Raw genomic sequence first — 26,476 nt, 5'->3', positions numbered from 1 at the left:
GGTTCTGTTAGGGTCTGGCCACCTACCTTCCAAGCAGATGGAGGGCATAGTGGCTATCTTTTATTTCCTTATTGGCTGCATGATCGGTCTGGTCTGCGCGGTTGTCGGGTGGCTCGGCTTCGACATGTCGATCCTCGCTGCCTTCGGCCTGTATCTCAGCGTCAGTCTGATGGTTGGCATGACCTTGATCCTATCCACCCTGCATATGCTCGGTCACGAATGCACCGAGGTCGACGCCTGACCCTCAGCGGTCGACCTGAGCGATCAGCGCTTCGACCTTCGGCCCGACCGCCTCGACGATGCGCGCCACGCCGGTCGCATTGGGATGGATGCCATCGGGCTGCATGTAACGCCCCGGATCATCGGGCATCTCGCCGTCTTGCATCAGACCTGCAAAGAAGCTCTCCAGATACAAAGTGTCATAGGCCTCTGCCAGTTCCGGGTAGATTGCATCGAACTGTGCCTTGTAGTCGGGGCCGTAGTTGCCCGGCGCCGACATCCCGATCAATAGCACCTCCAGCCCGCGCGCCTCGGCGACCTTCAGGATGCCCTCGATATTGGCACGCGCCGCCGCCGGATCTATGCCTCGCAACAGGTCATTCCCGCCAAGCGCCACGATCATCGCCTGGATTTCGGGGGTCAGCGACCAGTCCACCCGCGCCAGCCCACCCGCCGTGGTATCCCCCGACACCCCGGCGTTGACGATCCGTACATCATGGCCGCGCTCAGTCAGCCAGCTCCGCAGTTGCGGCACGAACCCTTCCCGTTCGATCAGCCCATAGCCCTGCGTCAGGCTGTCGCCCAGCGCCAGGATATGCACCCGCTCTGCCGCGGCACCCGTCGCCACCAGCAGCAAGACCATCACCAGTGCCTTGTTGCGCAAGCCCAACAGCCCATATCTGACCCAGTGCAACATGTTCCGAGGCCCCCCGTGTCCGATGCCGTTCTCTCGCTCCAAAATGTCACCCTCAGCCTCAGGGGCAATGCCGGATTGGTGGAAATCCTGCATGGAATCTCGCTCGACGTGACGCGGGGAGAGACGCTGGGCCTTGTCGGGCCGTCGGGATCAGGCAAGTCCTCTCTGCTGATGATCATGGGCGGGTTGGAACGGGCCAGCACCGGGCAGGTGCACGCGCTGGACCATGACCTGACGACGATGAGCGAGGATGCCCTGGCGCGTTTTCGTCGCGACCACATGGGCGTTGTGTTCCAATCCTTCCACCTGATCCCGACCATGACCGCGCTGGAAAACGTCGCAACGCCGCTGGAACTTGCGGGCGACCGCCGGGCATTCGACCGGGCGCGGGCGATGCTGGACAAGGTCGGGCTGGCCGCCCGCGCCGATCACTACCCGGCGCAGATGTCGGGCGGGGAACAACAGCGCGTTGCGCTGGCCCGCGCGCTGGCGCCGGAACCAGACATTCTTTTGGCCGATGAACCCACGGGCAACCTCGACGGGGCGAATGGTGCCGCCATCGTCGACCTTCTGTTCGGGCTGTCGCAGGAACATGGCGCGACGCTGGTGCTCGTCACCCATGCACCGGACCTCGCAGCGCGCTGCGACCGGGTTGTGCACCTGGACGATGGCCGCGTCGCCTCGACCGAATTGAGGGCCGCGGAATGAGCCTTGCCACCTCGGCGCGCTTTGCCCGGCGTGAGTTGCGCGGCGGCTTGCGCGGCTTCCGCATTTTCCTGGCCTGCCTTGCCCTGGGTGTGGCCGCCATTGCCGGCGTCGGCTCTATCCGCTCGGCGATTCAGACCGGGCTAGAGGATCAGGGCGCCGTCCTGCTGGGCGGCGACGCCCAAGCCGAATTCACCTACCGCTTTGCCACCGAGGATGAGCGCGCGTGGATGCAGGAGACCGCCACTTCTGTCTCCGAGGTGACGGATTTCCGTTCGATGGCAACGGTAACACGCGACGGCACCACCGAACGCGGTCTGACGCAGGTGAAATCCGTGGACGCCGCCTACCCCCTGCTGGGTGAGATCGTGCTGGACCCGCCGATGCCCTTGGCCGAGGCTCTGCGGGATCAGGGCGCCATCATGGCCCCGATCCTTGCCGACCGGCTGGCGCTGTTGCCCGGCGACACATTCCGCCTTGGCACGCAGGAGTTCACCCTGCGGGCAACCATTGCCGTGGAACCGGACGACGCCGGGGACGGCTTTGGTCTCGGCCCGCGCACCATAGTCCGAACCGCAGATCTGCAAGGTTCGGGCCTGCTCAGCGAAGGCTCTCTGTTCGAAACGGAATACCGGATGCTCCTGCCCCCGGGCACCGACCTCGATACCGCCCGCGCCGAGGCGCTGGAGCGGTTCGAGGACAAGGGCCTGAGCTGGCGCGACGCGCGCAACGGGGCCCCTGGCATCGCACGGTTCGTCGAGAGGCTGGGCAGTTTCCTTGTCCTCGTCGGGTTGTCCGGGCTGGCCGTGGGCGGAATCGGCGTGTCCGCGGCGGTGCGCGCCTATCTTGCGCGCAAGACAAGCGTGATCGCCACGCTGCGCACGCTGGGCGCCACGCGCAGCATCATCTTCCAGACCTATTTCATCCAGATTGGTGTGCTCAGCCTTGTCGGCATCACGCTGGGCCTGATCCTTGGCGCGCTGGTGCCGATCCTCTTTGCCCCGCTCATCGCGGGCGCTTTGCCGGTACCCACGGTCTTTACCCTATACCCCGGCGCACTGGCAGAGGCGGCGCTCTACGGCGTGCTGACTGCCCTGCTGTTCACGCTCTGGCCCCTGGCCCGGGCCGAAGAGGTGCGCGCCGCGACCCTGTTCCGCGATGCGCTGGACAGCGCACGGCTGCTACCCGCCTGGCGCTATGTGCTGGCAACGCTGGTGCTAGTCGCCCTGCTGGTCGGTAGTGCCACGCTGTTCGCCGGGCGGCCCGGCCTGACGCTCTGGATCGCGGGCGGCATCGCGGGGGCACTGCTGGTGCTGCTGGGGGCCGCCTGGGCGATCCGCTGGATGGCCCGCCTCGCCACACCCGCCGCACGCGGCAGACCCGCATGGCGCATGGCGCTGGGCGCCATCGGAGGACCGCGCGAAAGTGCCGGGTCAGTTGTGCTGTCGCTGGGTCTTGGCCTGACGGTGCTGGCCGCCATCGGCCAGATCGACGGCAATCTGCAAAGCGCCATCCAGCGCGACCTGCCAGAGGTCGCGCCCTCGTATTTCTTTGTGGACATCCAGAAGGATCAGATGCCCGGCTACCTCGACCGGCTGGAAAACGACCCAGCCGTCAGCCGCATCGACAGCGCCCCCATGCTGCGCGGCATCATCACCCGCATCAATGGTCAACCGGCGACAGAGGCGGTGGGCGAACACTGGGTTCTGCGCGGCGACAGGGGCGTAACCTACTCCGAAACACCCGGTGCCCGCACCACCGTGACCGCCGGCGAATGGTGGCCCGAGGGCTACAGCGGCCCGCCGCAGGTCAGCTTTGCCGCTGAAGAGGCGCAGGAAATGGGCCTCAAGCTGGGCGACACGCTGACCGTCAACATCCTGGGGCGTGACATCACCGCGACCATCACCTCGTTCCGCGAGGTCGATTTCTCGACCGCCGGCATCGGCTTTGTCATGACGATGAACCCCGCCGCGCTGCAGGCTGCACCGCATACCTTCATCTCGACCGTATACGCCGAGGAATCGGCCGAGGCGCAGATCCTGCGCGACCTCGCCGGTCAATATCCCAACATCACCGCCATCCGCGTCCGCGACGCCATCGACCGGGTCAGCGACCTGTTGGACGGTATCGGCCAAGCGGTGCGCTGGGGCGCGGCGGCGACACTGCTGACCGGCTTTCTGGTGGTGATCGGCGCGGCGGCGGCGGGCGCAGGTGCGCGCACCTACGAGGCGGCGGTACTCAAGACACTTGGCGCCACCCGCGCCCGCATCCTGCAAAGCTTTGCCCTGCGCTCTGCCCTTCTGGGCGGTGCGGCGGGCGCGGTCGCGTTGGGCGCCGGTATCGCCGGGGCCTGGGCCGTCATGACCTTCGTGATGGAAACCGATTTCGCGGTGATCTGGCCTTCGGCCATCGGGATCGTCACGGGCGGGGTGCTGGCGACGCTGCTGGCCGGGCTCGGCTTTGCCTGGCGCCCGCTTGCAACACGGCCCGCGGGGATACTTCGCGCGCGGGAGTGACGATTCGGACAGGCTGTCACGTTGCATCCCTCGCGCCGGACTGGCACCACCGTGGATAACCGAAACCATCGCCGGATCTGTCCCATGAGTGATTCCCTGCCGATGCCGGTCACGGCGCCGCTGACCTCTGCCCAGCGCACGCAGCTGTTCAACCTCGTTCGTCGCGCCGCCAAGGCCGAGATCATGCCGCGTTTCCGCAAGCTTGGCACCCATCAGATCGGCGAGAAGACCGGCCCGCAGGACCTGGTGACAGAGGCGGACACCAGCGCCGAGGCGATGATCACCCGTGGCCTGCAACGGTTCTTTCCCTCTGCCGTGATCGTCGGCGAAGAGGCGGCCTCGTCGAACCCCGATCTGGTCAAGAAGATCCCCGAAGCCGAGCTCTGCTTTACCATCGACCCGGTGGACGGCACCTGGAACTTCGCGAAGGGCCTGCCGCTCTTCGGGGTCATGGTTTCCGTGCTGCGCTTTGGCCGCCCGGTCTTCGGCCTGCTTTACGATCCGGTACTGAACGACATCGTCTGGGCCGATACAGAGCATCCCGCCCAGATGCAGCTGCCGCGCCGCGACAGCCGTTTCGTCAATACCGACCACGACCAGAACAAGCCGCTGGACCAGCTCAACGGGTTCGTGCCGCTGTTCCTGATCCCCGAGGACAAGCGCGCCGAGGCCGCTGCCACCCTGCCGAAATTCGGGCGGGTCTGGTCGCTGCGCTGTGCCTGCCATGAATTCCGCACGTTGGCACAAGGCGAGGTCGATTTCGTTCTGTTCGCCAAGCTGACCGCGTGGGACCAGCCCGCGGGCGTCGTCGTGACCCGGCAGGCGGGTGGCCATGTGGCCATGCTGGACGGGTCGGAATACGCCGGCGACACGACCTCGGGCTACCTGCTGGCAGCCAGTGACAAGGCAACTTGGGACAAGGTGCGCGACGCCTTTGCCTTCCTGATGGACGCTCCGGCGGCCGATCCGACCCCGGCGCCCGAGAGAAACACCTATCCAGGCGAATTGGCCGTCGACAGCGACGCCTGAGGCCGCACCCTAGGCCGTGCCTGCGCAGCGCGCCGCGTAGTCGCGCAGCAAGGGCACACGCCTGGGGCGAAAGCTGCGCCCGTTCAGACAGGCGCTTTCGATCCCCTTGGTGTGGAACAGGCGCCAGTCCTGCCGCAGGCAGCACCAGACCAGCACCATCAAGGTGCCCTCCGAATAGCTGATCCCCAACGGCCAGACCTCTCGGTCGGTCACCTGCCCCTTGAGATCGCGATAGCGGACGTCCAAGGCCAGTTCTTCCCAGCAGGCCCGCCGCAAGAGCGCCATGTCCACGGTAGCCTCGACCGGCCTGGGTGGCGGGCGAAAGCTGCGCAGGACCGTGTGCATGGCCTGCCGCGACTGCCCGTCGGTCAGCGTGGCGATGATCCGCGCCAGGGCAGATTGGCCCGCCGCCTCCAGCGCGGCGTCGCCGGTCTGGCGCAATTCTCCGACGGCAAGCACCAGCGCCTCGATCTCCAGCCGGGAAAAGCTCTGCGGCGGCAGGGCCGGATCCTCGGTCAGCCGATAGCCTACCCCTGCCTCGCCATCGATCAGGGCGCCCCCCGCGCGCAATGTGGCAATGTCCCGATACAGCTGACGCCGTGAAACGCCAGTCTCGGACGCCAACCGGTCAGCGGTCACCGGCGCAGGCAGACGGCGCAGGGTGTCCATCAGACGAAAGAGGCGATCGGTCCGGGCCATGCTGACAGCATCTGTCAGGAGGCGGCCGTTAAGGCAAGGCATTCCCGAGTAACAGGAGAAACCCATGCTCAAGCTTTTCCACGCCCCGCATTCCCGCTCGACCTCCATCATGGCGCTGATCGAGGAGATGGGCATCGCCGACCGGGTCGAGGTCATCGAGGTCACTGTGGCCCGCGGCGATGGCAGCGGCGCCCCGGACCCGCAGAACCGTCACCCCGAAAAGAAGGTGCCTTACCTGACTGACGGCACGGACAGCGTGCGCGAACGCGGCGCCATCATCGCCTACCTGACCGACAGGTTTCCCGATGCCGGTCTTGGTCGTCCCGTCGGACATCCCCAGCGCGGGGCCTTCCTCAGCTGGTTGTTCTACTACCAGGGCGTGATGGAGCCGCTGCTTGTCCTCGACTGGGCCGGGATCGACCATCCCATCGTGCAGACGACCTTCCGCGACATGAAAACCGTCGTGGCGCGGCTGGCAGAGGCACTGGACGGCCAGCCTTACCTTCTGGGCGACGCATATTCGGCGGTGGACTTGCTGCTGTCCAGCCCCTTCCAATGGCTGCCCGACGCCGCGCCCGACAACCCCGCCGTCACGGCGTGGCTGGATCGCTGTGCCAATCGCCCCGCGTTGAGGATGGTGGCGGAGCATGAAAGCGCGGACTTGATAGTCTAATCCACAAACGACAATGCCCTCGCAGTCCCCTGCGAGGGCATTCTATCGTGCAACGGCTCGCCCCGCCTATTCCGCGGCCTCGGCGTAATCGCTCATCGGCGGGCAGGTGCAGATCAGGTGACGGTCGCCATAGACGTTGTCGACCCGGTTCACCGGCGGCCAGTACTTGTCGACACGGAAGGCGCCCGGCGGGAAACAGCCCTGCTCGCGGCTATAGGGACGATCCCAGTCACGCACGAGGTCCTCCATCGTGTGCGGCGCCAGCTTCAGCGGGTTCTGTTCCCGGTCCATGTCGCCGTTCTCGATGGCCCGGATTTCCTCGCGGATCGCCAGCATCGCATCACAGAACCGGTCCAACTCGGCCTTGGTCTCGCTCTCCGTCGGCTCCACCATCAGCGTGCCCGCCACCGGCCAGCTCATGGTCGGCGCGTGGAACCCGGCATCCATCAACCGCTTGGCGATGTCTTCGACCGTCACGCCCGCCGATTTCTCGAAAGGCCGCGTGTCGATGATGCATTCATGCGCCACCCAGCCGTTCGACCCGCGGTAAAGCACGTCATAGGCCCCTTCCAGCCGCTTGGCGATGTAGTTGGCGTTCAGGATCGCCACCCGCGTCGCCTGCGTCAGCCCGCTGCCGCCCATCATCAGGCAGTAGGCCCAGCTGATCGGCAACAGGGACGGAGACCCGAAAGACGCCGCGCTGACCGCCCCGCCCTCTGCCTCCAGCGGGTTGCCGGGCAGATGCGGGACAAGGTGTTCCTTGACCCCGATCGGCCCCATGCCGGGGCCGCCGCCGCCGTGCGGAATGCAGAAGGTCTTGTGCAGGTTCAGGTGACTGACGTCCCCGCCCAGATCGCCCGGACGCGACAGGCCCACCATCGCATTCATGTTGGCCCCGTCGATATAGACCTGCCCACCGTGTTCGTGGGTGATCGCGCAGACCTCTTTCACCGTCTCCTCGAACACGCCATGCGTGGACGGATAGGTGATCATGCAGGCCGCCAGCGCATCCGAATGCTTCTCGGCCTTGGCGCGGAAGTCCTCCACGTCGATAGATCCCAAAGCGTCGCATTTCACCGCCACGACCTTCCAGCCGACCATCTGCGCCGAGGCCGGGTTGGTGCCATGCGCGTTGACCGGGATCAGGCAGACGTTGCGCTGCCCCTCCCCCCGATCCATCTGCCAGCGCCGGATCGTCAGCAGGCCCGCGTATTCCCCCTGCGCGCCGGAATTGGGCTGCATGGAAATCGCGTCATAGCCGGTGATCTGGCACAGCTTGGCGTTCAGGTTCTCGATCAGTTCGGCATACCCCCGCGCCTGGTCCTTGGGCGCATAGGGGTGAATCATCGAGAACTCGCGCCAGCTGACCGGCATCATCTCGGCGGCCGAGTTCAGCTTCATCGTGCAGGACCCCAGCGGGATCATCGCCCGGTCCAGCGCCAGGTCACGGTCAGCCAGGCGACGCATGTAGCGCATCATCTCGGTCTCGGCCCGGTTCATGTGGAACACGTCATGTTCCAGGTAGGTGCTCTGCCGGATCAGCGCCTCGGGCAGGCGGTACTCGGACTCCGCCGGATCATCCTTTTTCACCAGACCGAAGGCGCGCCAGACCGCCTCGATGGTCGAGGGCCGGGTGCGTTCGTCCAGCGTGATGCCGACACGGGTCTTGCCCACGCGGCGCAGGTTCAGCCCCTGCTGAACGGCGGCCTGCAGGACACCGCGCTGCAACAGGCCCACGTCCACGGTGATCGTGTCGAAGAACTCGGTCGGTTCCACCTTGAAGCCCGCCGCCTCAAGCCCCTTGGCAAGGCGCACGGTCTTGCGGTGGATACGCTGCGCAATGGCGCGCAGCCCCTTGGGCCCGTGGAACACCGCGTAGAATCCGGCCATGACCGCCAGCAGCGCCTGCGCCGTGCAGACGTTCGATGTCGCCTTTTCGCGCCGGATGTGCTGTTCGCGGGTCTGCAACGACAGCCGGTAGGCGCGGTTGCCGTGGCTGTCGACAGAAACACCGACGATCCGCCCCGGCATCGAGCGTTTCATCGCGTCCTTGCAGGCCATGTAGGCCGCATGCGGCCCGCCATAGCCCACGGGCACGCCAAAACGCTGGGTCGAACCAACGGCAATATCCGCCCCCATCGCGCCCGGTTCCTTCAGCAGGCAAAGCGACAGTGGATCGGCGCTGACGATGCCCACCGCCTTGGCGCCATGCAAGGCCTCCATCTCTGCGGTGAAGTCCCGCAAGTGACCGTAGGTGCCGGGATACTGGAAGATCGCGCCGAACACCTTGTCGGCCTCCAACGCCTCTGGCGCACCGACGATCACTTCGATCCCCAGCGGTTCGGCGCGGGTCTTCATCACCGCGATGTTCTGCGGGTGACAGTTCTCGTCGACGAAAAAGGCGTTGGCCTTGGATTTCGCCACCCGCTGCGCCATGGTCATCGCCTCGGCGCAGGCGGTCGCCTCGTCCAGCAACGAGGCATTGGCGATCTCCAGCCCCGTCAGGTCGCAGATCATGGTTTGGAAGTTCAACAGCGCCTCTAGCCGGCCCTGGCTGATCTCGGGCTGGTAGGGCGTATAGGCGGTGTACCAGGCGGGGTTTTCCAGGATGTTGCGCTGAATCGCCGGCGGCGTCACCGTGCCGTGATAACCCTGCCCGATGAGCGAGGTCAGCACCCTGTTCTTGGAGGCAACCTCGCGCATCCGGTAGATCAGCTCGCGCTCGGACAGCGGCTTGCCGAAATCCAGCGGCGTTTCCTGCCGGATCGCCTTGGGCACCGTTTCGTCCACCAGTTGATCCAGCCCCGAAACACCCAGCACGTTGAACATGCTCGCCATTTCCTCGGGCGAGGGGCCGATGTGGCGCCGGTTGGCAAAATCATAGGGAAGATAGTCGATGGGCTCGTAGGTCATGCACCGCTCCCGGGCTACTTCTTGGCAAAAATACTCCCGGGGGGTGAATCGGCCGTCCGGCCAGGAGGGGGCGGCGCCCCCTGCCCCGGGTGTCGCCCGCGACACGGCAGGCGATGGCACAGGGCGGGTTTTACCCCGCCGCCGCGCTCACGAAATGAAGTCCTTGTAGGCCTTCTCGTCCATCAGGTCGTCCAGCGCCGACAGGTCCTCGACCTTCATCTTGAAGAACCAGGCCTCGCCCTCGGGGTCCTCGTTGATCTTGCCCGGCTCCTCGACGATGGGTTCGTTCACCTCGACGATCTCGCCGTCCAGCGGTGCCAGGATGTCAGAGGCGGCCTTGACCGATTCGATCACCACGACTTCCTCGTCCTTGGTGACCTCGCGGCCTTCATCGGGCAGTTCGACAAAGACGATATCGCCCAACTGTTCCGCCGCGTGATTGGTGATGCCCACGACGACCAGGTCACCCTCGACCAGCAGCCATTCATGTTCCTCGGTGAATTTCATGTAAGTCTCCCTGTTTCACCGTTTGAACCCAGCCGGTACGAAGGGCAGCTTTGCCACCCGCACCGGAACCCTCTTGCCGCGCAGCTCGCCCCAGAGGGCCGTGCCCTCTGTTGCGCATCGCGCGGACACATATCCCATGGCCACCGGCCCTTCGACCGAGGGGCCGAAGCCACCCGAGGTCACGGCGCCGACCTCGGCCCCGCCCTCCTCGGCATCATACAGGACCACGCCCGCGCGCATCGGCGCCCGGCCCTCGGGGCGCAGGCCCACGCGCTTGCGCGCCGGACCCTCGGCGATCTCCCGCTCCACACGTTCCGCGCCCGGATAACCGCCTGCGCGCGCGCCATCCGCGCGGCGGACCTTCTGGATCGCCCATGTCAGACCCGCCTCGACCGGCGAGGTTCCCGGGTCCAGGTCCTGCCCGTACAGGCACAGACCCGCTTCCAGCCGCAGGCTGTCGCGCGCGCCCAGCCCGATGGGTTCCACCCGGGCATCCGACAGCAGCGATTTCACCAGATCCACGGCCGCCACGTTTGGCACCGAGATCTCAAAGCCATCCTCGCCGGTATAGCCCGACCGCGAGACCCAGCATTCCGCGCCCGCGATGGGCAACGTCTCGACATCCATGAAACGCATGTCACGCACGGCGGGGCAATGCTCGGCCAGCACATCCTCGGCCTCGGGCCCCTGTAGCGCGACAAGCGCACGATTTTCCAGCAGTTTCACGGTGATGCCGCCCGGCTCCAGCGCCGCGCGCATCCGCGCCACATCGGCTTCCTTGCAGGCGGCGTTGACTACCACGAACAGATGATCGCCGCGGTTGGCAATCATCAGATCGTCCTCGATCCCTCCCGCGTCATTGGTAAAGAAGGCATATCTCTGACGTCCCTCGGCCAGTCCCGCCACATCCACCGGCACCAGCCGTTCCAGCGCTTCGGCCAGGTTCGGCCCGCGCAGGATCACCTGCCCCATGTGGCTGACGTCGAACAACCCGGCCTTGTTCCGCGTGTGCAGATGCTCTTTCAGAACGCCCAGCTTGTACTGTACCGGCATCTCGTAGCCGGCGAATCCCACCATCTTCGCGCCGCGCGCGTGGTGCAGCTCGTTCAGAACGGTTGTCTTCAGCTCGGTCGGCTCGTCCGTCATGCGCTCCCCTTCGCCCATGACGCGCACGGCGTCCGGGCAGTTCCGCCGCGGACCAATTCCGCAGCCCCACTGCCCCCTCTGTCCTTTGGCCTGAGATCGTTATCCCTTCGGCGGACGCCAATCCGACGCCTCTCTCCAGAGTCTTGCCTCTTCGCGGTCCATGCGGCCTGAGCGTTTCCGGGGCGGTTGCGCCTTCGGCACCGGCTCCGGGCCTGGGCCCTCCCCGGTTCTCCCGTCGAAGATGAGCAGACGCTAGTCCATCGGCCCCGCGTTTACAAGCCGCCCCGCGCCGCATCCATCGCCCGAGATGATGTTCATCAGCGCAGCGTTGTCACAGACCAGCGAATCCAGCGTGATCGGGTCCAGAGTCTCGTAAAACGCATTGGCGGCACGGGTCAGCGCGCTGCGCAACCGGCAGGCATCAATCAACGGACAGGTGTTGTCCACGTCGGCAAAACACTCGGCCAGCGGGACCGGCTGTTCCAGCGCGCGGAAAATCTCGCCGATGACGATGTCCTTTGCCGGTCGGCCCAGTTCCAACCCGCCGTTGCGCCCCCGCTGCGTGTGCAGGAATCCCATCTGCGCCAACTGGTTGATGACCTGCGCAAGGTGATTTTCCGAGGCGTTGCAGCGTTGGGCGATCTCGTGCTTGGTAACAAGCCGCCCCGGGTTCGCGGCGCAATACATCAGCACGCGCATCGCGATATTGGTTCTTTTCGTCACCCGCATGCGGATCTCCAAAATACATTGATCAGACACCTATTTGGCACGATGCGGGGCTTCCGGGTTTGACATGCGTCAAAACCGGCGAATATTTCGCACATGGAGCATGTATATTTCTTTGGCTACGGGTCGCTGGTAAACCGCACGACCCATGAACACTCCCCCGCACACCGCGCCCGCCTGCACGGCTGGCGCCGCGCCTGGCGCGCGGTACCCGATCGGGCGCTGTGCTATCTGACCGCCGTCCGCGACCCGGACGCCCATATCGACGGCCTGATCGCCCCGGTGCCCGGCGACAGCTGGGCCGAACTCGACCGTCGCGAAGGCGCCTACGACCGTCACGACGCCACCCAAAGCCTGACCCATGACAGCGACGCGCGTGCCGTCGTCGTCTATGCGATCGACCCCGACCGCCACAGCGATCCGGGCCCGGAGAACCCGATCCTGCTCAGCTATCTCGACGTGGTGGTCGCCGGCTACCTCGCGGAATACGGCCCCGGCGGCCCGGCACAGTTCTTCGCGTCAACCCTGGGCTGGCAGGCGCCGATCCTCGACGACCGCGCCGCGCCGCGCTATGCCCGCGCCCGTCCCCTGACGGACGAAATCCGCACCCTGACGGATGCGGGCCTCGACGCCCTCGGTAGCCGAATCATCGCCGCCGCCTGAGCCTGAGGCGGACCCGGACTGTCTTCTTTGGGCTGAAAATACCTCCGGGGGGCGCCGAAGGCGCGGGGGCAGCGCCCCCTCCAACCGCTCCAAGAAAGCGCGGGCGGGTCTTACGCCCCGGGTTTGCCGCCCGGCTTGACCTGCATCAGCGGCATCACCTCGGCCATTTCCGGCCCGCGCTGCAGGCCCGTCACCGCCTTGCGCAGCGGCATGAACAGTTTCTTGCCTTTGCGCCCCGTGGCCTCCTTTACCGCCGTGGTCCAGTTGCCCCAGGTTTCCGCGTCATAGGGCGGCTCGCCCAACATGCCAAAGGCTTGGGCCACGAACTCGCGGTCTTCCTCGTCCACCAGCGGCTCTGCCCCATCACGGAACAGTGCCCACCATCCCGCCATCTCCTTGCGGGTGGTGATGTTCTCGCGCACCACGTTCCAGAAGGCCGCCGCCTTGTCGTCCGGCACGCCCAGGCCGCGGACTTCGTCGGCCACCGCCTCCAGCTCCAGACCATGCAGCTTTTTCGCGGTCAGGGGGTACAGGTCCTCGACGTCGAACTTGGTCGGGGCCGAGCCGAACTGTTCCAGCTCGAATCCATCGGCGATCTCGTCAAGGGAAAGCCGCAACTCGACGGGCTGCGACGAGCCCAGCCGTGCCATCAGACTCAGCAGCGCCTCGGGTTCGACCCCGTTCTCGCGCAGGTCGCGCAGGGCCAGCGTACCCAACCGTTTCGACAACGATTCCCCCTGCGGCCCGGTCAGCAGCGAATGATGGGCAAAGGCGGGCGGCTCGCCGCCCAGCGCGCGGATCATCTGGATCTGCGTCGCGGTATTGGTGACGTGGTCATTGCCGCGCACCACGTTCGTGATGCCCATTTCCATGTCGTCGACGACCGAGGCCAGGGTATAGAGGAACTGCCCGTCGGCGCGGATCAGCACCGGGTCCGACACGCTGGCCGCGTCGATCGAGACCTCGCCCAGAATACCGTCCTCCCAGGTGATGCGCTCATGATCGAGCTTGAACCGCCAGACGCCGTCCCCACGCTCGGCGCGCAGGGCGGCCTTTTCCTCATCGGACAGATCCAGCGCCGCGCGGTCATAGACCGGCGGCTTGCCCATGTTCAGCTGCTTCTTGCGCTTGAGGTCCAGTTCGGTCGGGGTTTCCCAGGCCTCGTAGAACCGGCCCATCTCGCGCAACTTCTCCGCCGCGGCTTCGTAGCGGTCCAGGCGCTGCGACTGGCGTTCGATCCGGTCCCAGGTCAGACCCAGCCATTCCAGGTCCTGCTTGATGGCGTCGACGTATTCCTCTTTCGACCGCTCCGGGTCGGTGTCGTCGATGCGCAGCACGAACTCGCCGCCGCTCTTGCGGGCGATCAGATAGTTGAACAGCGCGGTGCGCAGGTTCCCGACATGGATATATCCGGTGGGCGAGGGCGCAAAGCGGGTGACGGTCATGACGTGGCCTCCTGTCAGGGCGGCGTGTTTTCACAAGGCGCGGGATTTGTCCAGTTCCCGCGCATGTCACGGCGCGATGTGCGGTGATGCTGGTCCGCATTCCGCCTCGATGCTAGGCAAGGGGTCCGTGGCCCCGAACGCGCCGCCAAAGGAACCGCGCCCATGACAGAAATTCTCACCGTCACCCTGAACCCCGCGCTTGACCTCGCCACCTCCTGTCCCAGCGTCTCGCCGGGGCCAAAGCTGCGCTGTGGGCCGGAAACGGCGGAACCCGGCGGAGGCGGCGTCAACGTGGCCCGTGCGGTGGTTCAACTGGGCGGCCATGCCCGCGCGCTGGTGGCCCTGGGCGGTGCCAATGGCGCGGCGTTGGAGCGTCTCTTGCAGGAACGCGGACTGGACCTGGTCCGGGTCGAGGCCCCGGGCCAGACGCGGCACAGCTTTTCCGTCACCGACGAGTCGACCGGCGGCCAGTACCGTTTCGTCCTGTCGGGTCCCGAATGGAGCGAGGCCCAGCTTGACGCCGTGCTGGACAGGCTCGCCGCCGAGGCCGGAGACGGAGACTATATCGTGCTCTCGGGCAGCATGCCGCCGGGCTGTGCACCGGGTTGGATCACCCGCGCCTGTGACCGCCTGGTCGAACGGCGCGTCGTCGTCGATACCTCCGGCGCGCATCTGCACCATCAGGCCGCGGCTCCCGGCCCGGCGCCATTTGTCCTGCGCATGGACAGCGCCGAGGCACGCGACCTCTCGGGCCTTGATCTGGAAACCCGTTCCGACAGCGCTGGATTTGCAGAGGCCCTGCGGGCGCGAGGTGCCGCCGAAATCGTCATCATCGCGCGCGGCGCGGACGGATCGGTCATGGCAACGGACAAGGGCCGCTGGCATGTCACCGCCGCCAACCAGACCGTGGTCAGCGCCATTGGCGCCGGCGACAGTTTCGTCGGCGGTTTCGTCAAGGCATTGGCCGACGGGCTGGATCATCCCGAGGCCCTGCGGCACGGCGCGGCCGCCGCCGCCGCCGCGGTCATATCCCCCGGCACCCAGCTTTGCCTGCCCGGGGATTTCGCCGAAACCCTGCCTCGTACAGACCTGATCGCGCTCTGATGCGTCTCTTCATCGCCCTCTCCCTGCCCGAAGAGGCCCGCGACGCGCTGGACGACCTGCAATCGCGTTTTCCGATCGGTCGTCCCACGCCCTATGAGAACCTGCACCTGACGCTCGCCTTTCTGGGCGAACAGGACGAAGAAACGACGGAGGCGGTGCATGACGCGCTGCAAACCCTGCGGGCGCCCGCGCTGGACCTGACCCTGACCGGCGCGTCGATCTTTGGTGGGCGCCACGGACAGGCCGTCGCGCTCGAGGCCGATGGCAACGCGCCCCTGAACGAATTGCGCGATCGCGTTCTGGCCCGGCTGCGCAGCGTCGGCGTCGCGCCCGAACGGCGCCGGTTCCGCCCTCATGTCACGCTCGCCCGGATGAAGGGGCAGGCCGATGCCTCTCCGCTGCTGGCCGTGCTGGCCAGTGCCAGCATCGGCCCCTTTGCCTGCAGCAGCTTTAGCCTCTTTGCCTCGACCCTGCATCAGGACGGCGCCCTGCACGAGGAACTGGCCCGCTACCCGCTGAGCCCACCCCATTGAGTTTGGCGACATGAGCGATACCCAGCATTTCTACGCGGTGGCGGAACGCACAATCGAGACCTTCCCCGACCCGTTCCGCAAGGGCGCCCGCGCGGTCGTCCTACAGGTGGTCGACTGGCCGCCACAGGACATCCTGGACGAAATGCAGATCGACGACCCCCGCGATCTGACCGGTCTTTATGACGGCATCCCCATGACGGAGAAAAGCTTTGCCGACCCGGCGCCCTTTCCCGACACGGTCTGGCTGTTCCGCGAACCGATCCTCGACGAATGGCGCGCGCGCGGCGATGTCGAGCTGGACGACCTGATCGCCCATGTCACCGTGCATGAATTCGCGCATCACTTCGGCTGGTCCGACGGTGACATCGCCGCCATAGATCGGTGGTGGGAATAGAAGGCCGTCACCTTAGGCGGGTTTTTCCTTACTTTGGCCACCGCAATGGCTGTGTTAAATTTACCTTACGTCAATTTAAGAACGAGGAATTTTCACATGCGCTGGTACGAAGCTATGGTTTTAGGCGGCCTCGGCGGCATCTGCCCGACATTGGCCAAGCTCGGCGGGGTATATTCCGCCAATCATTCGGCACCACCACCGGAGGCAGGTGTGTTCATCGCCCTCGCCATATTTGCCGCACTGGGCGGGATCGTCGCTCTGGCGTTCGGACGCGAGAACCTGCGGGCCGCCATCGCCGCAGGCATCGCTGCCCCGGCCATCGTCACGAACGTTCTGTCCGGGTTCCAGGAGATCGACCAGACCACGCCGCAGCAAAGCAACCAGACCGCCGTAATCACCTTTTTCGCCACGCCGGCTTTTGCGGATACCGTTCCGGCAAGCGTGACCTACGGGTCCGATATCGTGACCATCACCCCCGAGCTGATAGGCGGACTCCCAAAGAGCGGCACCTTGCCGTACCAGTGGATGAAGGATGGCCAGCCTATCGCCTCCGCTTCCGGAGAACTGCCGGTGCGGGGTGATCAGGTCTTGCGGATTCCGGTCGGGGCAACTGGCCTCGAGATCGACGGTCGCGCTGTGCCTCTCTCCGCCATCACGAATGGCGACAATGCGATCTCTCTCAGGATCCAGACCGCGCCGACCATCCAGGGCGACCTGATTTGGGCGTTGGGCGGCGCGCGGACCTACAAGATCGACGACGTGCAGATCGCACCGCGCCGGTGATGGCCGCCAATTGCGCGCGGTCGTCAAAGGTCCCCGCGCTGCCCCGGCAAATCAACTCGGGTCGCGCCAGCGGTTGACGATGGGATAACGCCGGTCCAGCCAAAAGGCCCGTTTCGTCAGCCGTGCGCCGGGGGCGGACTGGAACCGCTTGTACTCGCTGATGTACAGCAGGTGCTCCACCTTCTTGGCGTCCTCGCGGGAATAACCCGCCGCCACGCAGTCGGCGATGGACCCGTCATCATCCACAAGAATCGTCAGGATCGCGTCCAGCACCGGGTAATCGGGCAGAGAGTCGCTGTCCTTTTGGTCCTCGCGCAGTTCCGCACTGGGCGGCTTGGTGATGATGCGTTCGGGAATGACCTCACCCTCGGGGCCATTCATCCAGGACCGGTGGTTGGCGTTGCGCCAACGGCAGGTCTGAAACACCCGAGTCTTGTACAGATCCTTGATCGGGTTGTAGCCGCCGGCCATGTCGCCGTAGATCGTGGCATAGCCCACCGCGACCTCGGACTTGTTGCCGGTGGTCAGCAGCATCTCGCCGAACTTGTTCGACAGCGCCATCAACAGCAAACCACGCAGACGCGACTGGATGTTTTCCTCTGTCAGGTCCGGTTCCCGCCCCTCGAACAAGGGCGCTAGCGTTTCTGTCACCGCGTCGCGCGGTCCCTTGATCGGCACATAGTCGTAGCGGCAGCCCAGCGCCTTGGCGCAGGCCTCGGCGTCCTCCAGCGAATGTGACGAGGTGTATTCCGAGGGCAACATGACACAGCGCACGTTGTCCGCGCCCAGCGCATCCACCGCGATCGCCGCCACCAGCGCCGAATCCACGCCTCCCGACAGGCCCAGCAGCACCTTGGCGAACCCGGCCTTGCGCAGGTAGTCGCGCACCGCCTCGACCATGACGCGGTAATCCTGCTCCCAGTCGTCGGGGTGCACCTCGAACGGGCCGTCCTCGCAGCGCCAGCCCTCTGGGCCGCGCACCATGTCCACCGGCACCACGCATTCCTCGAAGACCGGCAATTGCACCGCGATCCCGCCATGCGGGTTCAGCACGAAGGAGCCGCCGTCAAAGACCTGGTCGTCCTGTCCGCCCACCATGTTGAGATAGATCAGCGGCAAGCCAGTCTCGACGACCCGCGCGACCATGTGGTTCAGCCGGGTCTCGTACTTGTTGCGGTAGTAGGGCGAGCCGTTGGGCACCAGCAGGAACTCGGCCCCGGTCTCGGCCAGCGTCTCGGCCACGTCGGGGTGCCAGGCATCCTCGCAGATCGGCGACCCGATCCGCGTATTGCCCACGGCATAGGGCCCGCCGATGGGGCCGCTGTCGTAGATGCGGACCTCGTCGAACACCTTTTCGTTGGGAAGTTCGTGCTTCAGCACCCGCGTGACGACCTTGCCGCCGTTGCAGATGAAATAGGCGTTGAACAGTTCCGTCCCCTCGACATAGGGGCCGCCGATGGCCAGCGCCGGGCCGTCTGCGCAATCTGCGGCCAGCTTGTCGACCGCTTCCATCGCCGCGATGTGAAAGGCCTTTTTGATCACCAGGTCCTGCGCGTTGTACCCGGCAATGAACATCTCGGGCAAGGCCACAAGGTCGGCGCCCTGCGCGCGGCCCTCTTCCCAGGCCGCCTTCGCCTTTGCCGCGTTGCCCGCGAGGTCACCCACCACGGGGTTCAACTGTGCCAGTGTCACGCGAAACCGATCGCTCATCGCGCTGCCCTTTCCCAAGTCCTCTCGCCCACATAGCAGACCCACGCCTGAGGGGAAGCCACCCGGCGCCCGGCGTTGCCCCGCGCGCCCGCCTGACCTAGGCTCCCGAACGAATTTCCATCGCCAAGAGGCCCAAGACCGCATGACCCTGACCCGTCCGTCGCCGATCCTCGCGCTTGCGCTTTTGTCCCTCCCCCAGATCGCGGCGGCGCAGGACATCCAGACCCGGACCTATAGCGACGGCAGCACCTACAGCGGGCAACTGGTGGACGGCGTCCAGCACGGACAAGGCACATACCGGATGCCCAACGGATATGAATACAGCGGCAATTGGGTCATGGGAGAGATCCAGGGCAAGGGGCGCGCCCGTTTTCCCAACGGCGCCATCTACGTCGGAGAGTTCAAGCGCGGCCGCCCGAACGGCACCGGCCGCATCGACTATCCCGACGGCGGTCACTACGAGGGCGCCTGGCTGAACGGCAAGATCACCGGCCAGGGCAAGGCGCGTTATGCCAACGGCGTTACCTACGAGGGCAACTTCCTCGATGCCCAGCACCACGGCCGCGGCATCATGCGCAACGACAAGGGCTATGTCTACGACGGCCAGTGGCAAAACGGGGTCAAGCACGGCCAGGCCCGGATCACCTATCCCGAAAACGCCATCTACGAAGGACAGGTCAGGAACGGAGAGCGCGACGGATACGGCAAGATCACCATGCCGGACGGGCTGGTCTACGAAGGCGGCTGGTCCAAGGGCCAGATCAACGGCCAGGGCAAGCTGGTCCAGCCGAACGGTGACATCTACACCGGCGCGCTTGTCAACGGCGAACGCCACGGTCGTGGCACGGTGAACTACGCAAACGGCGACATCTACATCGGGGACTTCCGCAACGACAAGCGCAACGGCCAGGGCATCTTTACCGGCACCGACGGCTATCGCTACGATGGACAATGGAAGGACGGCAGCATCGAGGGCAAGGGCCGTGTCACCTACCCTGATGGCGCGGTTTACGAAGGCCGGTTCCGGGGCGACCTGGCCAATGGCATCGGCAAGGTAACCTACACCGACGGCGCCACCTACGAGGGTCAGTGGCGCGACGGGGTGATCCACGGTGAGGGCAAGGCCGTCTATGCGGACGGGCAGGTCTACGAAGGCAATTTCGCCGACGCACGCAGCCACGGCTACGGGGTCATGACCTACCTGGACGGCTATCGCTACGAGGGCCAGTGGAAGGACGGGCAACGCCACGGGCGCGGCAAGGCCACCTACCCCGACGGCGCAATCTACGAAGGTGCCTATGTGTCGGGGAAACGCCACGGGCACGGGCGGATCATCATGTCCGATGGTTTCCAGTACCAGGGCGCCTGGGAAAACGGAGAGATCACCGGCCGGGGCATCGCAACCTACACCAGCGGTGACGCCTATTCCGGCGAGTTCCTCAACGGCAAGCGCCATGGGCAGGGCCGGTTGCTCTATACCGACGGCACGGTGCGCGAAGGGATCTGGCGCAATGGCACACTCGACGGCAACGCCGCCGGCCTGCCGCCGGAACCGGACCTGCCAGAGGGCCGCAACGTGACCGTTGGCGGCATCGCGGGCACCTTGCCCACGAAACGGATCGCGCCAGAGGAAGGCAGCAGCCTGTCGCTGGACTCGAGGCCCTGATCCCGTGCCCACGCAAGTTACCCTGATCCGGCGGCGGCCCCACCCGGCGGGGCCACGCCCGCCGGGGCGAAATGCATTGCCCCCGGCCCCGGCCTCCTTTAGTTTTCGCAGGGTACGGACACCCAGGGACAAAAAACGGGCAAACGCATGAAATCCGCAGGCAGTTTCCTTCTTGTCATCCCCTTTGCCCTGGCTGGCGCCGCGCTGGCGCAGGACGAAGAAATGGTGACAAAGCAGTACGACGACGGCGGCGTCTACGAAGGGACCTTTCAGGACGGACTGCAGCACGGGACCGGCACCTACCGCCTGCCCAACGGCTATGAATACACCGGCGAATGGGTCGAGGGCGAAATCAAGGGCGAGGGCGTGGCCCGCTTTCCCAACGGCTCGGTCTACGAAGGCCAGTTCGCCAAGGGCAAGCCCGAGGGCAAGGGCAAGATCGTCTTTGCCGACGGCGGCACCTACGAGGGTCAGTGGCTCGACGGCAAGATCACCGGGGCCGGCGTCGCGATCTATGCCAACGGCGTCCGGTATGAAGGCTCGTTCCGCAACGCCCTGCATCATGGCAAGGGCGTGATGACCGCGCCCAACGGATATGTCTACGACGGCCAGTGGGTGAACGGCGTCAAGGAAGGCACCGCCAAGATCACCTATCCCGACAAGTCGGTCTACGAAGGCCGCGTCGCCGATGGCGAACGCGACGGTTTCGGCAAGCTGACCATGCCCGACGGGCTGATCTACGAAGGCACCTGGCGCGAAGGTCAGATCGACGGCGAAGGCAAGCTGATCCAGCCGAACGGCGACGTCTATGAGGGCCAGCTTGTCGATGGCCGGCGCGAGGGCCAGGGCAAGGTCATCTACGAGAATGGCGACATCTACGAAGGCGCCTTCAACAACGACCAGCGCCACGGCATCGGCACCTTCATCGGCAAGGACGGCTACCGCTATGAGGGCAACTGGATCACCGGCCAGATCGAAGGCAAGGGCAAGGTCACCTACCCCGACGGCTCTGTCTACGAAGGCCAGTTCAAGGGCGACCTCGCCAATGGCAAGGGCAAGATCACCTATCCCGATGGCGCCACCTACGAGGGCGACTGGGTCGATGGCGTGATCCAGGGTAAGGGCCGCGCAGTCTATCCCAACGGCCTCGTCTACGAGGGCAGCTTCGACAATGCCCGCAACGATGGCTTCGGCGTGATGACCTACCCCGACGGCTACCGGTATGAAGGCCAGTGGAAAGACGGCCAACGCCACGGCGAGGGCAAGGCCACCTACCCCGACGGCACCGTCTACGAGGGCCAGTTCCGCGAAGGCCAGCGCCATGGCAAGGGCACCATCGTCATGGCCTCGGGCTTTCGCTACGAAGGTGATTGGGTCCGCGGAGAGATCAACGGCCAGGGCGTCGCGGTCTATGCCAACGGCGACGTCTACGAAGGCGAGTTCAAGGACGGCAAGCGCCAGGGCCAAGGCACGATGAAATATGCCAGCGGCGAAGAGGCCAGCGGCGAATGGATCGGCGGCGCGCTGAAATCCACGCCGGACCCCGCCCCCGCACCTGACCCGGCGGAGCAGCCGGCGGACAATTGATCGCCGGGCGCCCGCGCCCCTTCCTTGCCCTGCCCCGCGTTCGGCGGTCGCTCTTCCCTGTTGGAGGAACGAGGCGTCTGCGTCTCTTTCTCATGGCGTTGCTGCTGGTTTGCGAGGTCGCCACCTCCGGCCAGGCTCAGGGCGGGCCAGACACGTCCATCCTGCGTATCGGCATCCTGGCCCATCGTGGCTGGAACGCGGGCGAAACCCGGTGGACGGCGCTGGAACGCTACCTCGCCAAGCAGCTTCCCGACCATGTCGTGCGCTTCGTGCCGGTGACGCTGACCTCGGCCGGTCCGCTCATCAATGCCGGCGGGCTCGACTTTCTGGTGACGAACCCCGGCCACTACATCCAGCTTGCCGATCTCTATCCGATGAGCGTTCTGGCCACACGCAAGCGGGCCCTGCCCGATGGAACCCACATCCGCCAATTCGGATCGACGGTGCTGGTCCGCGCCGACAGCGGCCTGACCACATTGGGCGATCTGCGCGGCGCCCGGCTGGGCGCCGTGGCGCAACAGGCCTTCGGCGGTTTCCAGATCGCCTGGTTCGAAGCCCTTTCCCAGGGCGTCGACCTGTTCGAGGACCCGGCCGAACTGGTCTTCCTGGGATTTCCGCAGGATGACATCGCCGCCGCTGTTCTGAACGGGCGGCTGGATGCGGGCATCGTCCGCAGCGGGCTGCTGGAGCACCTCGTCGATGAGGGACGCGTGCCTGACGGCTCACTGCGCGCGCTCAATGCCAATGTCACCTACACCCACCCCGAGGCGATCAGCACGCGGCTCTACCCGGAATGGCCTTTCCTGGCACTGTCCGGCACCGATCCGGACCTGCGCGACGCGGTGGCGCTGGCGCTCTTGCAGACGGGCGACAGCGACCTTGGCGACCAGTGGGGCGCCCCGGTCAGCTATGGCGCGGCCCGCGCCCTGGTGGCGGCCTTTGCCGCGCGTGCACCCGGGGCAGAACCGCCCGCCCGCAGTCCACTGGGCACCATCGCGCTCACCCTTGCCGCGCTGGCCCTGGCCGCAGCGCTGGCCGTCGTCGCCCAGCGCCACCGCAGGCCGGTTCCGTCCCCCGCCGCTGCCCCGACAGAAGATGTCCCCCTGACCCGGCGCGAACAGCAGGTGCTGACGCAGATCGGCCAGGGCCACTCCACCAAGGAGATTGCCGCCGCGCTGGGCATCAGCCCCAAGACGGTCGAGTTCCACCGCGCCAACCTTCTGCGCAAGTTCGAGGTGCGCAGCTCGGCCCAGCTGATTGCCCGTGCCGGGCAGCAAGTTTCGCCCCCCGATACCGAAACCTAGGGTTTTCCCGGGGTCAAAACCCGCAGGAATCACGGGAATCCGCCGGGTGTGCGGATGCCTTCTCCCTGCATCATTCTGACCAGACCGGGGCGGACCAGACCGCCCCCAAGGGAGGAGACAAAGACAATGACCCATTTCACCCGCCTGATCGCGATACTGGGCCTCGCCCTGACCGCCTTTGCCATGACCGGCGCCGCGCAGGCCGAAGGTTACGGCAAGCAGAAGGTCGTCTATCACGTCAACTACGTCGGAGGCGACGGAAACAAGGCCTACAAGGGCGCAATGCGCAACATCCAGAACCACATCAACGCGGTCGGCGCCGAGAACATGGAGATCAAGGTGGTCCTGCACGGGAACGGCGTTGGGCTGCTGGCGGCCGCCAATGGCGACGACACGATGAAAACCACAGTGGCCAGTCTCAAGGGCCAGAACGTGGCATTCCACGTCTGCAACAACACTCTGAGAGGCCGCGACATCGACTATTCGAACGATCTCTACGATGTCTGGGAAGATGATATCGTGCCCTCGGGCGTGGCCGAACTGTCCAAGCTGCAACAGCAGGGGTTCACCTACATCAAGCCCTGATTGACCGGGCCCGCCGCCGCCCGTCACGGGCGGCGGCACATCCGTTCGTCAACGCGGTTTGACCTAGGCACGGCAATTGTTTTCAAAGCCGAACGGATCAAAGACAACTTGACGATCAAAGAAGACTGACCTTTCAGGCGCCAAGTTCCTCATCTGACGGGTTGGCAGTCACAGGGTCGGGGCGTTTTACCTGTAAAACAGCCAATTGTGGGGCAACGGTGCATCTTTACCGTGACCGGGATCACAAAGCAGATCCGCACAGGAGAGCCACGCAATGACCCGTTCACAGTTCAACCGCCGCACATTTCTGGGGGCATCCGCAGCCGGCATGGCCTATCTGTCGGCCGGGGGACCGGCAGCGGCCCAGGATCGGACCTTCCGCTTCATCACGCCTTTCAGCTTCTCCTTGTCCTTCGCCTCGGTGCTGTACGGAGATGCAGCGGGCTACTATGCCGATGAAGGTCTGGACATGCAGATCCAGGCGGGCAAGGGCGCCGCGATGGCGGCCCAGATGGTGCTCGCGGACCAGATGGATACCGGTCGCACCGGCGGCACGAACTATATCCTGTCGCGCGTGAACAACGGCGCGCCGCTGATTTCGATCGCGACCATCGCACAGCTTTCGCCCTTTTTCCTGATCTCCTCGTCGGAAAACCCCGTCAATGCCGTCACCGACCTGACGGGTCGGACTGTGGGGATGGCCTCGCTCGGCGGGTCGATGGAGGGCACGCTTGATCTGCTCATGCTCAGCGGCGGCGCCTCACCGGATACGGTCGAGAAGGTCAAGGTGGCCGACACCGCAGCGTCTTTTGCGCTGATCGAGGCCGGACGGGCCGGTGCCTTCATCGGCAACACGTCTTCGATGATCAAGGCCAAGGCCGCGCGCGACAACGTCGTGGCGATCCCGATGGACGACGGTATGCCCGGACAGGTCTATGTTGGCCGCCCCGACGACGTAGAGGCCAATATCGACAAATACGCGGCCTTCCTGAAGGCGACGCACCGCGCCGCGCTGGAAATCGCCCAGTCCGATGATCTTGAACCGATCCTCAAGGCCATCGGGGACGCGCACAGTGTCCGCGGCCTTGACGACGTCGAGGTTGCCAAGCTGGACCTTGCCACAAACGCCCGGAACTGGGTCGCCAAGGGCGAGGAAAACCTGCTGCGCAACATTCCCGAGGTCTGGGAAAACGCCGTCAATCTTCTCAGCTCTGCAGGCATGATCGAGGGCACCCCCGATCCCAAGTCGCTTTACACGAATGCGGCGCTCGACAAGGCTATCGGGTGATGCCCTTTGACGCGAGACAGGACAGGATGGAAATCAATGTTTCCGGTCTGACCAAGGTGTTCGGTGACGGCCCCAGTGCCGTCACCGCCATCAAGGACGCTGACCTGACGATGGAGCGGGGCGAGTTCGTCTCGCTTCTCGGGCCGTCCGGTTGTGGCAAGACCACGCTCTTGCGCATCGTCGCAGGGCTGGAAGCGCCGACCAAGGGCACCGTCGAAATCCGCGGCAATGCAGTCTGGAACGGCACGCGCCGCTCTGCCGCCGCGACGCGACCCGTGTCGATGATGTTCCAGGAGGCGCGCCTTTTCCCTTGGTTCACCGTGGTCGACAACGTGGCCCTGCCCTTGCGGGTTGCCGGCGTTGGCCGCAAGGAGCGGACCGAGCGTGCCACCGCGATCTGCGAGACCGTGGGACTGAAGGAATTTCTCCACCACCGGCCCAATGCGCTGTCCGGGGGGATGCGGCAGCGGGCCTCTTTGGCGCGTGCGCTGGTGACGGGCCCCCAATTGCTCTTGCTGGACGAACCTTTCGGCGCCCTGGATGCCATGACGCGTGACGCGCTCAACATCGAGTTGATGGACGTCTGCGCCCGCGCCAACGTGACGACGATTCTCGTGACGCATTCGATCTCCGAGGCTGCCTTCCTGTCGGACCGGGTTGTCGTTCTGGCCCCGCGCCCGGCACGGATCACCGCGATGATCGACATGCCGTTCGACCGGCCCCGTGGGTTGGACCTGCAACAATCCATGTCGTTCCAGAAGATGGTCGGCGAGTTGCGCCACAAGCTGAGCGAGGGCGAATGATGTCGGAACGCACGCTCAAGATCGCGCTACCCGCGATTTCCGTCTGCCTCTTTCTGGTTGGCTGGTCCTTTTACGTTCGCACCGCAGAGGTGTCGGCCTTTGTCCTGCCCCCGCCAGAGGCGATTCTCGTGGCGCTGATCGAAATGGTGCAGACGCGCGAGCTCTGGGACCATACGCTTGTGACCGTGACAGAGGCGGTTTCGGGCTTTTTGATCGCCGTTGGTCTGGGCATCAGCCTGGGGTTCATCATGGCGCGAATTCCGCCAGTCGAATGGGCCGCCAAGCCCTTTATCGTGCTGTTGCAACTGATCCCCAAGATCGCGCTCGCGCCGCTGTTCATCCTGTGGTTCGGGTTCGGTCTGGAATCCAAGATCGTCATCGCGGCGGCGCTGGCCTTTTTCCCGGTCTTCTCCAACGCCTTGCAGGCCTTCAAGTCGGTCGAACCCGGGGACAAGGACGTGTTCACGATCCTGCAGGCGAACCCCGTGCAACGCTTCTACCTGCTCGACGTACCCTCTGCCCTGCCGGTGATCCTCACCGGGACAGAGATCGCCGTGGTACTGGCCATGATCGGCGCCATCGTGGGTGAGTTCATCGGCGGGAACGAGGGGCTAGGCTACCTGGCGGTGGCACACCTGCAGAACCTCGCCGTCCCAGAGCTATTTGCCGTGATCGTCGTCTTGGCGATGGTCGGCCTGCTGCTCTACACCCTGATCGGGCGTCTGCGGCATAGCTTCTCAGCCTGGCATGTCTCGTCCGAGACGGCCTGAACCGCTCCAAC

Annotated in this window: 25 protein-coding genes and 1 riboswitch; of the genes, 17 read left to right on the top strand and 8 right to left on the bottom strand. The window is 65.5% G+C overall.

Features of this window, described 5'->3' with window-relative positions:
* Positions 1 to 49 precede the first annotated feature (49 nt).
* Positions 50 to 241 carry a hypothetical protein gene (locus ACQY5B_RS23890; protein WP_420327024.1) on the top strand — a complete coding sequence of 64 codons (192 nt, stop codon included), beginning with the start codon at positions 50 to 52 and terminating at the stop codon, positions 239 to 241.
* A gap of 3 nt (positions 242 to 244) precedes the next feature.
* Here ACQY5B_RS23890 and ACQY5B_RS23885 read toward each other — a convergent pair whose 3' ends face one another.
* Positions 245 to 916, bottom strand: a complete 672-nt coding sequence (locus tag ACQY5B_RS23885; RefSeq protein WP_305969715.1) for an arylesterase — start codon at positions 914 to 916, stop codon at positions 245 to 247.
* Positions 917 to 931: 15 nt separating this feature from the next.
* On the opposite strand from ACQY5B_RS23885, the gene ACQY5B_RS23880 reads away from it, so the two are divergent.
* The 3 genes from ACQY5B_RS23880 to ACQY5B_RS23870 all read left to right on the top strand — a co-directional run bounded on the left by ACQY5B_RS23880 (position 932) and on the right by ACQY5B_RS23870 (position 5,166).
* A complete protein-coding gene (locus ACQY5B_RS23880) occupies positions 932 to 1,624 on the top strand; it encodes an ABC transporter ATP-binding protein (protein WP_305969714.1) in 693 nt (230 codons plus the stop codon).
* Positions 1,621 to 4,137: an ABC transporter permease gene (locus ACQY5B_RS23875; RefSeq protein WP_420327025.1), complete on the top strand. Its 2,517-nt coding sequence runs from the start codon at positions 1,621 to 1,623 to the stop codon at positions 4,135 to 4,137. Before ACQY5B_RS23880 ends, ACQY5B_RS23875 begins: the two co-directional genes overlap by 4 nt.
* Before the next feature lie 84 nt (positions 4,138 to 4,221).
* Positions 4,222 to 5,166, top strand: a complete 945-nt coding sequence (locus ACQY5B_RS23870) for an inositol monophosphatase family protein (protein WP_420327026.1) — start codon at positions 4,222 to 4,224, stop codon at positions 5,164 to 5,166.
* Positions 5,167 to 5,175: 9 nt separating this feature from the next.
* Here ACQY5B_RS23870 and ACQY5B_RS23865 read toward each other — a convergent pair whose 3' ends face one another.
* Positions 5,176 to 5,865 (bottom strand): helix-turn-helix transcriptional regulator, encoded by a 690-nt coding sequence (locus ACQY5B_RS23865; protein WP_420327027.1) that lies wholly within the window; start codon positions 5,863 to 5,865, stop codon positions 5,176 to 5,178.
* Positions 5,866 to 5,929: 64 nt separating this feature from the next.
* Between ACQY5B_RS23865 and ACQY5B_RS23860 the strand changes: the two genes are divergently transcribed.
* Entirely contained in the window at positions 5,930 to 6,538 is a 609-nt protein-coding gene (locus tag ACQY5B_RS23860) for a glutathione S-transferase family protein (RefSeq protein WP_420327028.1), read from the top strand.
* A 66-nt stretch (positions 6,539 to 6,604) separates the two neighbouring features.
* On the opposite strand, the gene gcvP is transcribed toward ACQY5B_RS23860, so the two are convergent.
* From gcvP to ACQY5B_RS23840, 4 genes are all read right to left on the bottom strand, one after another.
* Entirely contained in the window at positions 6,605 to 9,451 is a 2,847-nt protein-coding gene (gene gcvP, locus ACQY5B_RS23855) for an aminomethyl-transferring glycine dehydrogenase (RefSeq protein WP_420327029.1), read from the bottom strand.
* A gap of 147 nt (positions 9,452 to 9,598) precedes the next feature.
* Positions 9,599 to 9,958, bottom strand: coding sequence for a glycine cleavage system protein GcvH (gene gcvH, locus ACQY5B_RS23850; protein WP_305969708.1), 360 nt, complete (start codon positions 9,956 to 9,958; stop codon positions 9,599 to 9,601).
* Between the two features lie 15 nt (positions 9,959 to 9,973).
* Entirely contained in the window at positions 9,974 to 11,104 is a 1,131-nt protein-coding gene (gene gcvT, locus ACQY5B_RS23845; protein ID WP_305969707.1) for a glycine cleavage system aminomethyltransferase GcvT, read from the bottom strand.
* A 68-nt stretch (positions 11,105 to 11,172) separates the two neighbouring features.
* Positions 11,173 to 11,253, bottom strand: a riboswitch (glycine riboswitch).
* Between the two features lie 103 nt (positions 11,254 to 11,356).
* A complete protein-coding gene (locus ACQY5B_RS23840) occupies positions 11,357 to 11,833 on the bottom strand; it encodes an RrF2 family transcriptional regulator (protein ID WP_305969706.1) in 477 nt (158 codons plus the stop codon).
* A gap of 93 nt (positions 11,834 to 11,926) precedes the next feature.
* Between ACQY5B_RS23840 and ACQY5B_RS23835 the strand changes: the two genes are divergently transcribed.
* Positions 11,927 to 12,493, top strand: a complete 567-nt coding sequence (locus ACQY5B_RS23835; RefSeq protein ID WP_420327030.1) for a gamma-glutamylcyclotransferase — start codon at positions 11,927 to 11,929, stop codon at positions 12,491 to 12,493.
* A gap of 110 nt (positions 12,494 to 12,603) precedes the next feature.
* Here the strand turns inward: ACQY5B_RS23835 and gltX are convergent, their stop codons facing one another.
* Positions 12,604 to 13,938: a glutamate--tRNA ligase gene (gltX, locus tag ACQY5B_RS23830; RefSeq protein WP_420327031.1), complete on the bottom strand. Its 1,335-nt coding sequence runs from the start codon at positions 13,936 to 13,938 to the stop codon at positions 12,604 to 12,606.
* Between the two features lie 162 nt (positions 13,939 to 14,100).
* On the opposite strand from gltX, the gene ACQY5B_RS23825 reads away from it, so the two are divergent.
* The 4 genes from ACQY5B_RS23825 to ACQY5B_RS23810 all read left to right on the top strand — a co-directional run bounded on the left by ACQY5B_RS23825 (position 14,101) and on the right by ACQY5B_RS23810 (position 16,752).
* A complete protein-coding gene (locus tag ACQY5B_RS23825; protein ID WP_420327032.1) occupies positions 14,101 to 15,042 on the top strand; it encodes a 1-phosphofructokinase family hexose kinase in 942 nt (313 codons plus the stop codon).
* Positions 15,042 to 15,575, top strand: coding sequence for an RNA 2',3'-cyclic phosphodiesterase (gene thpR / locus ACQY5B_RS23820; protein WP_420327033.1), 534 nt, complete (start codon positions 15,042 to 15,044; stop codon positions 15,573 to 15,575). The genes ACQY5B_RS23825 and thpR overlap by 1 nt, the downstream gene beginning before the upstream one ends.
* Positions 15,576 to 15,585: 10 nt before the next feature.
* A complete protein-coding gene (locus tag ACQY5B_RS23815; protein WP_305969701.1) occupies positions 15,586 to 15,969 on the top strand; it encodes a metallopeptidase family protein in 384 nt (127 codons plus the stop codon).
* 96 nt (positions 15,970 to 16,065) lie between these two features.
* Positions 16,066 to 16,752 (top strand): hypothetical protein, encoded by a 687-nt coding sequence (locus tag ACQY5B_RS23810; protein WP_420327034.1) that lies wholly within the window; start codon positions 16,066 to 16,068, stop codon positions 16,750 to 16,752.
* Positions 16,753 to 16,803: 51 nt separating this feature from the next.
* Here ACQY5B_RS23810 and ACQY5B_RS23805 read toward each other — a convergent pair whose 3' ends face one another.
* Positions 16,804 to 18,462, bottom strand: coding sequence for an NAD+ synthase (locus ACQY5B_RS23805; RefSeq protein ID WP_305969699.1), 1,659 nt, complete (start codon positions 18,460 to 18,462; stop codon positions 16,804 to 16,806).
* Between the two features lie 142 nt (positions 18,463 to 18,604).
* Between ACQY5B_RS23805 and ACQY5B_RS23800 the strand changes: the two genes are divergently transcribed.
* From ACQY5B_RS23800 to ACQY5B_RS23770, 7 genes are all read left to right on the top strand, one after another.
* The gene (locus tag ACQY5B_RS23800; RefSeq protein WP_420327035.1) at positions 18,605 to 20,128 is read left to right on the top strand and encodes an MORN repeat-containing protein; all 1,524 of its coding nucleotides are present in this window, start codon (positions 18,605 to 18,607) and stop codon (positions 20,126 to 20,128) included.
* Positions 20,129 to 20,275: 147 nt separating this feature from the next.
* Positions 20,276 to 21,715: an MORN repeat-containing protein gene (locus ACQY5B_RS23795; RefSeq protein ID WP_420327036.1), complete on the top strand. Its 1,440-nt coding sequence runs from the start codon at positions 20,276 to 20,278 to the stop codon at positions 21,713 to 21,715.
* 92 nt (positions 21,716 to 21,807) lie between these two features.
* Positions 21,808 to 23,019, top strand: a complete 1,212-nt coding sequence (locus tag ACQY5B_RS23790; protein WP_420327037.1) for a PhnD/SsuA/transferrin family substrate-binding protein — start codon at positions 21,808 to 21,810, stop codon at positions 23,017 to 23,019.
* 126 nt (positions 23,020 to 23,145) lie between these two features.
* On the top strand, positions 23,146 to 23,604 hold the full coding sequence (locus ACQY5B_RS23785) for a DsrE family protein (protein WP_420327038.1): 459 nt from the start codon (positions 23,146 to 23,148) through the stop codon (positions 23,602 to 23,604).
* A 274-nt stretch (positions 23,605 to 23,878) separates the two neighbouring features.
* Positions 23,879 to 24,892 carry an ABC transporter substrate-binding protein gene (locus ACQY5B_RS23780; protein WP_420327039.1) on the top strand — a complete coding sequence of 338 codons (1,014 nt, stop codon included), beginning with the start codon at positions 23,879 to 23,881 and terminating at the stop codon, positions 24,890 to 24,892.
* A 26-nt stretch (positions 24,893 to 24,918) separates the two neighbouring features.
* Positions 24,919 to 25,695 carry an ABC transporter ATP-binding protein gene (locus ACQY5B_RS23775; protein ID WP_420327040.1) on the top strand — a complete coding sequence of 259 codons (777 nt, stop codon included), beginning with the start codon at positions 24,919 to 24,921 and terminating at the stop codon, positions 25,693 to 25,695.
* Positions 25,695 to 26,465, top strand: coding sequence for an ABC transporter permease (locus ACQY5B_RS23770; protein WP_428400312.1), 771 nt, complete (start codon positions 25,695 to 25,697; stop codon positions 26,463 to 26,465). Before ACQY5B_RS23775 ends, ACQY5B_RS23770 begins: the two co-directional genes overlap by 1 nt.
* The last annotated feature ends 11 nt before the right edge of the window (positions 26,466 to 26,476 follow it).

The sequence above is a fragment of the Antarctobacter sp. genome, from assembly GCF_965277915.1.
Taxonomy (GTDB): domain Bacteria; phylum Pseudomonadota; class Alphaproteobacteria; order Rhodobacterales; family Rhodobacteraceae; genus Antarctobacter.
The sequence above is the reverse complement of the archived record's forward strand: the minus strand, read 5'-3'. Positions and strand labels throughout refer to the sequence as shown.